A 12,161-nucleotide genomic window follows, 5' to 3' on the forward strand; every position below is an offset into this window, starting at 1 on the left:
GCGTGCTCTGGCCGCTACTTGAGGCGCCTGTGACGGCAGCCTGAAGTCGATTGCCAGGGGCCTACCGGTGCGCGACCATCCTCGGATGGACGCAGAGGAGGGTCGGCATCTGGTGCGGGTCGTGCAGACGTGTTCTGCCTATCCGTCGCAGTGGGATGCCTGGACGGCAGACGGCCGGTACTTCTATCTCCGATACCGGCAGGGCGAGGGCTGCGTTGAGTGGCATCCCGACCCTGACTTCGATGACGGTCTGGAGTCGTGGAACGAGGGCCGCTCGGGGCTCCTGATCGAATGGGACGACGGTACCGGTAGCGGTGCCATCAGCCTTGAGAACTTCCTCGCGGCAGCGGGCCTGGCGTTGGCGCCGGGCGCCTCGGTGCGCTGACGTCGCGGCACCCGGGCAGGTGCGGAGCCAGATGACCAGGGCGGCCGCGGTGACGGTACCGAGGAAGACGTACCCGTGCTTGTCGTAATGGGTCGCGAGAGCGCGGAAGTTCTTCAGCTTGTTGATGGCCCGCTCCACGGTGTTGCGCTTCTTGTACCGGTCCTCGTCGAAGCCTGGCGGCCGTCCGCCGCGCGATCCTTTGCGTAGGCGGGCGGCCTGGCTGTCGGCCTTCTTCGGGATCGTGTGCCGGATGCCGTGGCGCCGCAGACGGCAGGGACCGTTGCTGTAGGCCTTATCGGCCGCGAGGCTATTGGGCTTCTTGCAGGGCCTGCCCGACCCGAGCCGGGGGACCCGGATCTTCTCCAGCGCCGGGACGAACTGGGTGCAGTCGCCCCGCTGCCCGGGCGTGACGATCAGAGATATTGGGCGGCAGTGACCGTCCGCGCTCAGGTGGATCTTGCTGGTGAAGCCGTCGCGTGCTGGTGGGCGCGCACAATGGTGGAGTCCACCGAGGTGTCCCAGCGGTGGCCTGGCTGTGCAAGGGTGAGGCAGGGTCACTCTCGAAGCGGGAGTGCCGCAGGTCGACGCGGCCCTCGACACGGATCATGCCCGCTTCCACACCCGGCGCCCGGCTGCCCACGAACGCGATCGACTGAGCCGATGCCCCGGAGAGGTCCACCCACTCTTCGAACCAGCAGTCCTCGAACCAGAACGCGTGGGTGATCTGCGCTCCGGACAAGCCGAGTCGGCCGGATATCCGTGCCCCCGCGAGCCACAGACACGCGACGCCGCTCGGGCGCGTGGTGTTCACGCCCTGGAGCAGCGCCACGATCACGGCGCCCCGCACCGTCCGCTCGGCGCCCCACTGTCCGCCCTCGGTGACCTGGTCGTCCTCGGGTACGCCCGTACGGAGATTCACTTGGCGCCCCTCCGGAAACGCGTCCCACCGCGCACGCTCCGGCGGAGTCAACTCGTCGTATGAGAGCACCCGTTCAGCGTAGTGATCCGGTGCCGAGGCGGGGACTCCCCGACGCCGCTCAGCGCACCCCCGGCTCGTAAACTCCGGGCGCGAGGAGGTGCGGTGGAGGTCACGGTGCAGTGGGTCAAGGCGTCCTGGACGAAGGAGTCTCGGGGTGGGGAAGTCGCTGCTTTCAGGAACGCGGTGCCTGTTGGGTTCCCCGTGCCGGAACTGCCGCCCAGGCACGCCCACTTCGTGCGGATGTCCGAGCGTGACGGGTTCGAGCCGCGCTCGGGGGAGGCGCCGTTCCGAGAGGTCGGCGTCAGCCTGCGGGGCGAGGGGGATCGGCTTCGGGTGCTGGCGAGGGTGGAGCCGATGTTCGGGGTGCCCCCTCGTCATCGCAGACCACCGGCGGTGCGGCTGCTGCCCGGTCAGTGGGTCCGGTGGCAGCTCAACTACCGGTTCAGCAGTGCCCTCGGGATCAGGGGCTGGTCCTACTGGCTCGACACGTTCAACATCGCCTACGGACCCGTCGACGCGGACGTGTTCCTGTCGGAGCCGACCGTGCTGGTCGACGAGCGCGGGCCGGTCCGGTAGAGGGAGGCGGCAGCGGTGAGCCCCCACCGTGCCACCGGTGAGGGCTCACGTGGGACGAACCGCCCCGCTACAACTCCTTGATCCGGATGTCCCGGTAGGAGATCACGTCCGACGTGCTGTGGACCTGGAGCCCGATGTAGCCCGTCGCGTAGCGCCGCCCGTCCGTGCCGGGGTCACCCGCGCGCGGCGGGGTGAAGACCTGGCCGCCGACGTTGTCGAACTCGTTGATGACGACGCCGTTGCGCAGGATCGTGAAGTGCTGGCCCTCCGCGCGGATCTCGTAGTCGTTCCAGGTGCCCTTCGGGGTGACGCCCGCGCCGCCGAGGCCCACGCGGTCGAAGCCGTAGACCGAGCCGGTCTTGTACATGTCGCCGGTCGGGCTGTCGAGGATCTGGATCTCGTGGCCGTAGTTGATGGCGACCCACTCGGGGCGGGACTCCTCGGGGTGGTTGTGGACGTTGGGGAAGCGGATGAAGACACCGCCGTTGGCGTTGCCCGTGCCCGGCGCGTCGTCGCGGAAGCGGAGCTTCAGCGAGAAGTCGCCGTACTTGCGCTCCGGGAACCACAGCATGCCCATGCCCTGCACGGTCGTGCTGCTGGTGATCGCGCCGTCGCCGGTGAGGGTGAAGTGCCCGCCGCCGACCTGCTCCCACTTGGACAGGGACGCCTCCGTGCCGTCGAACAGGTCCCGGTAGCCCGTCGTCTGGCCGGGCTTGCCGATCTTCGACTGCTTGGCAGCCTTGGTGATCTTGTTGAACTCGCGCTGGTCGATGACGTTGTCCGCCAGGAGACCGTCGAGCACGCCGTCGACGTGCTTGAGGAACAGCGCCTGCGACGACCAGTCCTTCTCGTCCTCGATCAGCTCGTTGATCGTGCACCGGCTGCGGGTCATCCGGTTCGGCACGCCGGAGTCGACGGTGCCGACGATGACCGTCAGCCGCTCGTCGTACTCGGGGCAGGCGGGCGCCGGGACGCCCCCGCCCTGCGCGACCGTGAAGGTGACGTTCTTGGCGGCGGAGGTGTTCCCCGCCTTGTCCGTCGCCCGGTACGCCACCGTGTGGAACCCGAGCCGGTCCACGACCACCGGCGCCGAGTACTCCAGATACGCGCCCCCGTCGAGCGAGTACTCGACCCGCGCCACCCCGGACGCGGAGTCCGAGGCGTTGACCGTCACCTTGGCGCTCGTGACGTACGCGCCGCCCGAGTTCCTGGTCCCGCTCAGCGTCGCCGACGTCTCCGGCGCGGTCGTGTCCTGGGCGGGCGGCGCCACGACGGTGAAGGTCACGGACTTCGCGGCGGTCGCGTTGCCCGCCTTGTCGGTCGCCCGGTAGCGCACGGTGTGCGTACCTACCTCGTGCACCATCACCGGCGCGGTGTACGGCTGCCAGGCACCGTCCGAACCGAGCGCGTACTCAATGGCGTTGACGCCCGAGCCGGTGTCCGAGGCGGTGACGGTGACCGTCGCCATCGTGAGGTAGTTCCCGTCGGCGTCCTTCTCGCCGCTCACCGTCGCGGAGGTCTCCGGCGCGGTCGTGTCGTCCGTCGGCGGGGCGACCACGCTGAAGGTCACGGACTTCTCGGCCGCCACGTTGCCCGCCTTGTCGGTGGCGCGGTAGCGCAGGGTGTGGGTGCCGACCTGGTCGACGACGACCGGCGCGGTGTACGCCTGCCAGGGACCGTCCTCGCCCACCGCGTACTCGATCGACTTCACGCCGGACGCGTCGTCGGAGGCGGAGACCGTCACCGTGGCCGAGCCGACGTAGGCGCCGTCGGCGTTCTTCTGCCCCTCCACCTTCGCGGCGGCGGTCGGCGCCGTGGTGTCCTCGCCGCCGGGCTCGGTCACCGTGAGGATGCCCTGCATCTGGCCGTGGCCGGGGATGCTGCAGAAGTAGCGGTAGCGTCCGGGCGTCAGCGTCACGTCCACGGTGTGCTTGCCGCCGCTGTCGTCGCCGGGGTTGGCGAGGATGTTGACCGGTACGTCGTGGTTGTACTCGGGGTCCGACACGTCGAAGGTCAGCGTGTGCGGCATGCCGATGTCGTTGCCGGTCGCGGTGCTGTTCTCGAAGACGAGGGTCGCCGGACCGGCCACCGCCGTCGTCGGGAAGCTGGCGTACTGGTCCGTGCGGGAACTCGCCGTCCAGGTCAGGACCTGGGCAGCAGCCGCCGCCGCGCGGTCGCGGTCACGTCCGTACGCGGTCGTCGAGGTGAGTCCCAGCATCAGCAGCAGCGCGCCCACCAGCGCGGTGTACAGGCGGAGGGGTCGATGTCTCACTGTGCCGCCTTCCTGGCCAGATCCTTCGCGGCGGGCGTGGCCGCGCCGCCGGTGTACGTCACGTGCCACAGCGCGGACTGGGAGTCGGAGGTGAAGAAGCCGCGACCGTAGTCGAGGACGTAGAGCGAACCGTCCGGCGCGAACTTCCAGTCCATGAGGTTGCGGATGCCGCCCTGACCGACCGGGATGATCTTCTTCAGCGACTCCGCCGTGACCGGCAGACCGCCCTTGCCGACGGTCTTCGGGTCGGTGAGCACCGCGTGGCGCGGGTTGTCCGCGTCGTAGAAGTCACCGACGAACCACTTGCCGTCCCAGTACTCCGGCCACGCCCCGGCGCCGGCCTTCGCCGCGTCGTAGCGGTAGACCGGGCCATCCATGGTGGCCTGGCCGCCGCCCTTGAGCCACGGCAGCAGGTAGGTGGCTTCCTCGTTCTTGTAGCTGGGCACGCCCGCCGCGTTGCGCGGGAAGTCGGGGGCGCCGCCTTGCGGGGAGTACCAGATGGTGTTGCCGGTGACGGGCGGCAGGTTCACCAGACCGTCGTTGTTCGGGGACTCGTTCTTCGGGGCGTCGCAGTCGTACCAGCCCAGCGGCTTGGTCGGGTCCGGCAGATTGCGGTCGCGGTAGGGCTGCTTGTTGCCCATGCAGAACGGCCAGCCGTGGTTGCCCGCCTTGGTGATCGCGGCGAACGTGTCGTACTTCGCCGGTCCCCACGTGGTGCTCGGCGCGCCCGCGTCGGGTCCGACCCAGCCCGCGTAGAGGATGTCGGTCTTCTTGTCGACGGAGATCCGCGCCGGGTTCCGTACGCCCATGACATAGATCTCGCCACGCGTCTTGCCGCCGCCCTCGTCCTGCTCCTTGCCGGTGAAGAGGTTGCCCTCGGGCAGGGTGTACGTGCCGTCCGGCTCCGGGTGGATGCGCAGGATCTTGCCGTTGAGGTTGTGGGTGTTGCCCGCGGTGCGGCGGGCGTCCGCGAAGGACAGACCCTTGTAGTTGGGCTGCGGGTTGTTGCCGGAGTAACCGTCGCTGAAACCGGAGGAGTTGTTGTCACCGGTGGCGATGTAGAGGTTGCCCTTGGAGTCCCAGGCCATCCCGCCGCCCGCGTGACAGCAACTGTGTACCTGTACGGGCCACTTGAGCAGCACCTTCTCCGACGCCAGGTCGAGCTTGTTCGTGGCGCGGTCCAACGTGAAGCGGGAGACGCGGCGTTCGGCCACCTGCTTGTCGCGGTCGAGTCCGGAGTGCGGGGTGTAGTGCAGATAGACCCAGCCGTTGGACTCGAAGGCGGGGTCCAGCTCGATGCCGAGCAACCCCTCCTCGACCTTGGTGAGTTCGTCGCCGCCGCCCTTGTTGCCGAAGACGGTCAGGGCGCCCGCGAGCGTCACCTTCTTCGTCGCGGGGTCGTAGATGTGGATCTGACCGATGCCCTTGCCGATGTCGGGGTTGTTCCAGTCGGTGACGACCGGAGCCTCGTTCGTGCCGCCGCCCCGGCCGATGTACAGCACCCGTCCGTCGGGCGCCACGACCATGCCGTGCGGCTCGCCGATCTGGTCCTGCTGACCGGGCTGGTTCGGCTGAGTGACGCGCACCGCCGAGTAGTTGGCGTCGATGGTCGCCTTGCAGTCGGCACGTGAGAGCCGGGTGGTCCACAGCAGCGCGCCCCGCAGATGGTCGCGGAAGTCGGTCTCCGCGAACGACTCGACCGTACCGCCCATCGCGGTGTAGAAGGACCGGCCGCCGTCGTAGTCACGGCACCAGGAGACCGGGTGGTCCACGCCGTTGGCGCCGGTGCCCGGCTGGTAGCTGCTCTCCCGGACCTTGGCGACGGTGTGCACCTTGCCGGTCGGGTTGCTCGTCCAGTTGAACCACTGGTCGGGCCGTTTCCACTCCAGGGGCAGGTCCTTCGTGGCCGGATGACTCCGGTCGGGGATCTCGACGACGGCACGCTGTACGGCAGTTGGGCTCCCGCTCGCGGGACGGGCGCCGATCAGACCGGTGAACCAGTCGGAGTACGGCTCCGTCCTGGCCGCGTCGTGGATGCCCAGGAAGCCGCCGCCCGCCTTGAGGTAGGACTCCAGACCGGCTTCCTGCTCGGGATCGAGGACGTCTCCGCCGCCGGTCAGGAAGACCACGGCGTTGAAGGTGCCCAGCCGCTTGTCGTTGGTGAAGACCGAGGCGTCGTCCGTGGCCACGGTCTTGAAGCGCTGTTCGGCAGGGCCGGTCAGGCCGATGGATTCGATGGCCTCGATGCCCGCGTCCACGGTCGGCGACTCCTCGGTCGCCGAGGCGTGGAAGACGAGGACCTTGACGTTCTTGCCCCCCGGCGGCGACGGCAGCGCCGACGCCTTCGGGTCCGGTAACGGCCGGGCCATGGCGGTCGTACCACCGCTCAGCAGGGATGCCGCCAGGGCCCCGGCCGTCAGCGCCGCGGCCGCCGCGCGCCGGGATCTCGACCGGTGATGCGGTGCGCTCTGCATGGGTCACCCACCCTCCGTGGTCTCAGCAACAGCGCCAGAAGCTAGACGGCTTTCAACGACCCGCCAATACCAACGGACGGAATCTCACCAACTTTGTCCTGAGTGTGGATAAACGAGGGCTACGGCTCTACCGTGGCCGCCGTCCCCACGGGCACTCCCGCTTCTCGCTCGTCTCCTCACGACACTGGAGAGACCGGTATGGCTCTGGACAGAAGGACGTTCGGGCGACGGATGCTGGCCGGCGGCGTGGTCGCCGCGACCGGTACGGCAACGTTGTCGGTGACCTCCGCACCCTCCGCCGCGGAACCGGCTCCGCCCACGGCTCCGGCCGGCGGCCAGGTGCGCCACCTCAAGCTCTACGCCGAGAAACTGCCGGGCGGACAGCTCGGCTACGGCCTGGAGAAGGGCAAGGCGACCGTGCCGGGTCCGCTCATCGAGCTGGTCGAGGGCGACACCCTGCACATCGAGTTCGAGAACACCACCGACGGCGATGTGAGCCTCCACGTCCACGGCGTCGACTACGACATCGCCAACGACGGCACCCGGATGACGGGCAGCCACGTCGAGGCGGGCGGCACCCGCACCTACACCTGGCGCACCCACGCACCAGGGCGCCGCAAGGACGGCACCTGGCAGCCGGGCAGCGCCGGTTACTGGCACTACCACGACCACGTCGTGGGCACCGACCACGGAACGGGCGGCATCCGCAAGGGTCTGTACGGTCCGGTCGTCGTGCGCCGGAAGGGCGACATCCTGCCGGACAAGCAGTTCACGATCGTCTTCAACGACATGACGATCAACAACAAGGCGGCGGGGGAGACCCCGAACTTCGAGGCCACGGTGGGCGACCGCGTCGAGATCGTCATGATCACGCACGGCGAGTATTACCACACCTTCCACATGCACGGTCACCGCTGGGCGGACAACCGCACGGGCCTGCTGACCGGGCCCGACGACCCCAGCCGCGTGATCGACAACAAGATCACCGGACCGGCCGACTCCTTCGGCTTCCAGGTCATAGCGGGCGAACACGTCGGCGCGGGCGCGTGGATGTACCACTGCCACGTACAGAGCCACTCCGACATGGGGATGGCCGGGCTGTTCCTGGTGGCGAAGCCCGACGGGACCGTGCCGGGCCACTCGGGACACCACACCGCCGCGCACCATGACCACTGACGCTCGTCCGCGCGGCGGACGAGGGCTGTCTCGCCGTCATCGCCCCCGCGTCTTTGTCCTGTGAGTGGAGAAAGTCGGTACGAATTCCCGCGCTACTTCTTCCCACTCCCGGCGCCCGCTGCTACGTTCCACCCGAAAGAACGCGACGGACGGCCCCATCGAGGCGGGAGGGACTCGTGAGACGCATGACGGCACGACCCGCCAACGCCCACCAGGCCCGCCTGCTGCGGCTGTTGCGCGACCAGGGACCCAACTCGCGTGCGCAGGTGGGCGATCAGGTCGAGCTGTCGCGGTCCAAGCTGGCCGTGGAGGTGGACCGTCTCCTGCGAACGGGGCTGATCGTGGCCGACGGACTCGCCGCCTCGCGCGGCGGGCGCCGCTCCCACAATCTCCGTCTCGCCCCGAGCCTGCGCTTTCTCGGCATCGACATCGGCGCGACCTCGGTCGACGTCGCCGTCACCAACGCCGAGCTGGAGGTCCTCGGCCACCTCAACCAGGCCATGGACGTACGCGAAGGTCCGGTCGCGGTCTTCGAGCACGTCCTCGCCATGGCGGCCAAGCTCAGGTCCTCCGGGCTGGCGGAGGGGTTCGACGGCGCCGGGATCGGCGTCCCGGGCCCGGTCCGCTTCCCGGAGGGGGTGCCCGTCGCTCCGCCGATCATGCCCGGCTGGGACGGCTTCCCCGTGCGGGAGGCGCTCAGCCAGGAACTCGGCTGTCCCGTCATGGTCGACAACGACGTGAACCTGATGGCGATGGGCGAGCAGCAGGCCGGGGTCGCCCGCTCCGTCGGCGACTTCCTCTGCGTCAAGATCGGCACCGGCATCGGCTGCGGCATCGTCGTCGGCGGCGAGGTGTACCGGGGAGCCACGGGCAGCGCGGGCGACATCGGGCACATCCAGGCCGTGCCCGACGGCCGCCCCTGCGCCTGCGGCAACCGGGGCTGTCTGGAAGCCCACTTCAGCGGAGCGGCGCTCGCCCGTGACGCGATGGAGGCGGCCGGACAGGGACTCTCGGCGGAACTCGCCTCCCGCCTGGAGACGCACGGCACGCTGAGCGCCGTCGACATCGCCGCAGCCGCCGCCGCGGGCGACGCCGTCTCGCTCGACCTCATCCGGGAGGGCGGCACCCGCACCGGCCAGGTCATCGCGGGCCTGGTCAGCTTCTTCAACCCCGGTCTCGTGGTGATCGGCGGCGGGGTGACCGGCCTCGGCCACACCCTGCTCGCCGCGATCCGCACCCAGGTCTACCGCCAGTCGCTGCCGCTCGCGACCGGCAACCTGCCCATCGTCCTGGGCGAGTTGGGACAGAACGCCGGAGTCATCGGCGCGGCCCGCCTCATCAGCGACCACCTGTTCTCCCCCGCGTGACCGCCCCCGTCCGGCACCGAACCGCCGGACGGCCCGCAGGAACAGCGCCACGGAAAGCACCGCCCGGCACCGCCTAGCACCGCCCGGTACCGCCTGAGCACCGCCCGGCACGCACCGCGCAAGCGCACGTCCACCGCGCGAGCACCCTTCGGCACGCCCCGCGCGCAGACACCACCCGCACCGCGCACCACCCGCACCGCGCACCACCGCGTACTGCCCGACCCGTCGCCGCACCACCCCGTACTGCCACCACCCGTACCGCCCGCCCCGCCGCCGCACCGCCCTGACACAGGCCCGCACGCCCGCCGAGGGGAACCCACATGGCATCGGAACCACCCCTGCTCAGCATGACCGGCATCACCAAGGCGTTCCCCGGAGTCCGGGCGCTCGACGGCGTCGACCTCGACGTGCAGGAGGGCGAGGTCCACTGCCTGCTCGGCCAGAACGGCGCCGGAAAGTCCACCCTCATCAAGGTCCTGGCCGGAGCCCACCAGCCCGACACCGGCGTCATCCGCTGGCGCGGCGACCCCGTCGTCCTCCGCTCCCCGATGGCCGCCATGCGCCTCGGCATCGCGACCATCTACCAGGAACTCGACCTGGTGGAGCACCTGTCGGTCGCGGAGAATGTCCACCTCGGCCACGAACCCACCACCGCCGGATTCGTCGTACGGGGCTGCACTGCCCGCGCGAACACCGCCGCGCTGCTGCGCCGACTCGGGCATCCCGAGATCGAACCGGCGCGCCTGGTGGGGGAGTTGTCCGCCGCGCAGCAGCAGATCGTGTCCATGGCGCGGGCGTTGTCCCACGACGTACGGCTCATCGTGATGGACGAACCGTCCGCCGCGCTCGACCCCGACGAGGTGGACAACCTCTTCCGCGTGGTCGCCGGACTCACCGCCGAGGGCGTCGCCGTCGTCCACATCTCGCACCGCCTGGACGAGATCCGCCGGATCGGTGACCGGGTGACCGTGCTGAAGGACGGCCGGGCCGTGGCACGCGGGCTGCCCGCGAAGACGACCCCGACCCGCGAGGTCGTCACCCTGATGACGGGACGCGACGTCGAGTACGTCTTCCCCGACCGTCCCACCGAACCCCCTTCCGGAGAACCGCTGTTGGAGGTCCGTGGGCTCTCCCGCAGCGGTGAGTTCGCGCCGTTCGACCTCGACGTACGCCCGGGCGAGATCGTCGGGATCGCCGGGCTCGTCGGCTCCGGGCGGTCCGAGATCCTGGAGACCGTCTACGGCGCCCGCAAGCCCGACACCGGCCAGGTCCTGGTCGGCGGACGCCCGGTGCGCCCCGGCAGCGTGCGCGCCGCCGTACGCGCGGGCATCGGACTCGCCCCCGAGGAACGCAAGGCGCAGGCCCTGCTCATGCTGGAGTCCGTCACCCGCAACGTCTCGGTGTCCTCGCTCTCCCGGTTCGCGCGCGGCGGCTGGATCGACCGCAACGCCGAGCGCGGTGCCGCGCGCGCCGCGACCCGCGAACTCTCCCTGCGCCCCGACAACCCCGCCGTCCCCGTACGCACCCTCTCCGGCGGCAACCAGCAGAAGGCGGTCCTCGCCCGCTGGCTGCTGCGCGGCTGCCGGGTGCTGCTCCTCGACGAGCCGACCCGGGGCGTCGACGTCGGCGCCCGCGCCGAGCTGTACGCCGTGGTGCGCAGGCTCGCCGACGAGGGTCTCGCCGTCCTGCTCGTCTCCAGCGAGGTCCCCGAGGTGCTCGGGCTCGCCGACCGCGTCCTGGTGCTGCGCGAGGGCCGCGTCGTTCACACGGCGCCCGCCCGCGAACTGGACGAGCACCGTGTCCTCGACCTCGTCATGGAAGGAAGCCCGGCGTCATGACGCAGCCCGCCTCCCCGCCCCGGTACGGCACCGGCAAGGTGCCCACCGCCGCCCCGCCCCCCGCCTGGCGCGCGCTCGCGGGTCGCGCCGACGTCCGCACCCTCTCCCTGCTCGGGGTCCTCGCCGCTCTGATCGTGATCGGCGGAGTCACCAAGCCGGACGAGTTCCTTGACACCCGCAACCTCCAACTCGTCCTCACCCAGGCGTCGGTGATCGGTGTCGTCACCGTCGGCATGACCTTCGTCATCACCTCCGGCGGCATCGACCTGTCCGTCGGCGCGATCGTCGCCCTCGCCTCGGTGTGGGCGACCACGGTGGCGACCCAGGACTTCGGGTTCGCGGGCATCCTCTTCACCGCAGTGATCGTCGGCGTGGGCTGCGGACTCGTCAACGGCCTGCTCGTCGCCTACGGCGGCATGGTCCCGTTCATCGCCACGCTCGCCATGCTGGCCTCGGCGCGCGGACTGGCCCTCCAGATCACCGGTGGGCGCACGCAGATCGTCACCGTCGACTCCGTCCTGGGTCTCGGCGAGCGCGACGCCTACGTCCTCGGCATCCCTCCGCTGGTCCTGGTCTTCGCCGTCGTCACCGTCATCGGCTGGCTGGTGCTCAACCGCACCACCTTCGGCCGCCGTACGGTCGCCGTCGGCGGCAACGCCGAAGCCGCCCGGCTCGCCGGGATCGACGTACGCCGCCAGCGCCTCTACCTCTATCTGCTGTCCGGGCTGTGCTGCGGGATCGCCGCCTTCCTGCTGATCATCCTGTCCGGCTCCGGCCAGAACACCAACGGCAACCTCTACGAACTGGACGCCATCGCCGCCGCGATCATCGGCGGCACGCTGCTCACCGGGGGACGCGGCACCATCACCGGCTCCGTGCTCGGCGTCCTGATCTTCACCACGATCACCGACATCTTCGCCCTGAACAACCTCCAGAGCGACGTCCAGCAGATCGCCAAGGGCGCGATCATCGTCGCCGCCGTGCTGGTGCAGCGCCGGACCGCGAACACGACCTGAGCGCGTCCGCGCCCTCGACACGAGCAGAACCGGGCAGCACCGAGCAGACCTGAGCACCACCGAGCAGCACCGAGCAGA

At 70.1% G+C, this 12,161-nt stretch carries 8 protein-coding genes and 1 pseudogene; 6 read left to right on the plus strand and 3 right to left on the minus strand.

Features of this window, described 5'->3' with window-relative positions; genetic code table 11:
- The first annotated feature begins 85 nt into the window (after positions 1-85).
- The gene (locus IF655_RS22760) at positions 86-385 is read left to right on the plus strand and encodes a hypothetical protein (protein ID WP_199586933.1); all 300 of its coding nucleotides are present in this window, start codon (positions 86-88) and stop codon (positions 383-385) included.
- Between the two features lie 36 nt (positions 386-421).
- Here the strand turns inward: IF655_RS22760 and IF655_RS31825 are convergent.
- Positions 422-985: pseudogene (locus tag IF655_RS31825) on the minus strand (IS5 family transposase); the annotation flags it as partial.
- A 481-nt stretch (positions 986-1,466) separates the two neighbouring features.
- Here IF655_RS31825 and IF655_RS22770 point away from each other — a divergent pair.
- Positions 1,467-1,940, plus strand: coding sequence for a hypothetical protein (locus IF655_RS22770; RefSeq protein WP_199586935.1), 474 nt, complete (start codon positions 1,467-1,469; stop codon positions 1,938-1,940).
- Between the two features lie 67 nt (positions 1,941-2,007).
- Here IF655_RS22770 and IF655_RS22775 read toward each other — a convergent pair whose 3' ends face one another.
- Both IF655_RS22775 and IF655_RS22780 read right to left on the minus strand, forming a co-directional pair.
- Entirely contained in the window at positions 2,008-4,158 is a 2,151-nt protein-coding gene (locus IF655_RS22775) for an OmpL47-type beta-barrel domain-containing protein (RefSeq protein WP_242488887.1), read from the minus strand.
- Between the two features lie 50 nt (positions 4,159-4,208).
- Entirely contained in the window at positions 4,209-6,686 is a 2,478-nt protein-coding gene (locus IF655_RS22780) for a ThuA domain-containing protein (protein WP_199586941.1), read from the minus strand.
- 204 nt (positions 6,687-6,890) lie between these two features.
- Between IF655_RS22780 and IF655_RS22785 the strand changes: the two genes are divergently transcribed.
- The 4 genes from IF655_RS22785 (at position 6,891) to IF655_RS22800 (ending at position 12,083) form a co-directional block, all read left to right on the plus strand.
- On the plus strand, positions 6,891-7,862 hold the full coding sequence (locus IF655_RS22785) for a multicopper oxidase domain-containing protein (RefSeq protein WP_199587003.1): 972 nt from the start codon (positions 6,891-6,893) through the stop codon (positions 7,860-7,862).
- Positions 7,863-8,047: 185 nt separating this feature from the next.
- Positions 8,048-9,229, plus strand: coding sequence for an ROK family protein (locus tag IF655_RS22790; protein WP_199586942.1), 1,182 nt, complete (start codon positions 8,048-8,050; stop codon positions 9,227-9,229).
- A gap of 320 nt (positions 9,230-9,549) precedes the next feature.
- Positions 9,550-11,067 carry a sugar ABC transporter ATP-binding protein gene (locus IF655_RS22795; RefSeq protein ID WP_199586943.1) on the plus strand — a complete coding sequence of 506 codons (1,518 nt, stop codon included), beginning with the start codon at positions 9,550-9,552 and terminating at the stop codon, positions 11,065-11,067.
- Positions 11,064-12,083 (plus strand): ABC transporter permease, encoded by a 1,020-nt coding sequence (locus tag IF655_RS22800; RefSeq protein WP_199586944.1) that lies wholly within the window; start codon positions 11,064-11,066, stop codon positions 12,081-12,083. The genes IF655_RS22795 and IF655_RS22800 overlap by 4 nt, the downstream gene beginning before the upstream one ends.
- Positions 12,084-12,161: the final 78 nt, after the last annotated feature.

Origin of the sequence: Streptomyces sp. DSM 110735, from assembly GCF_016482685.1 — a bacterium.
Taxonomy (GTDB): Bacteria; Actinomycetota; Actinomycetes; order Streptomycetales; family Streptomycetaceae; genus Streptomyces.

Excerpts from the sequence above, each read along its gene's own strand:
- IF655_RS22790 (WP_199586942.1), top strand. The coding sequence starts at position 8,048 with ATGACGGCACGACCCGCCAACGCCCACCAGGCCCGCCTGCTGCGGCTG.
- IF655_RS22760 (WP_199586933.1), top strand. The coding sequence starts at position 86 with ATGGACGCAGAGGAGGGTCGGCATCTGGTGCGGGTCGTGCAGACGTGT.
- IF655_RS22800 (WP_199586944.1), top strand. The coding sequence starts at position 11,064 with ATGACGCAGCCCGCCTCCCCGCCCCGGTACGGCACCGGCAAGGTGCCC.
- IF655_RS22795 (WP_199586943.1), top strand. The coding sequence starts at position 9,550 with ATGGCATCGGAACCACCCCTGCTCAGCATGACCGGCATCACCAAGGCG.
- IF655_RS22780 (WP_199586941.1), bottom strand. The coding sequence starts at position 6,686 with ATGCAGAGCGCACCGCATCACCGGTCGAGATCCCGGCGCGCGGCGGCC.
- IF655_RS22775 (WP_242488887.1), bottom strand. The coding sequence starts at position 4,158 with ATGCTGGGACTCACCTCGACGACCGCGTACGGACGTGACCGCGACCGC.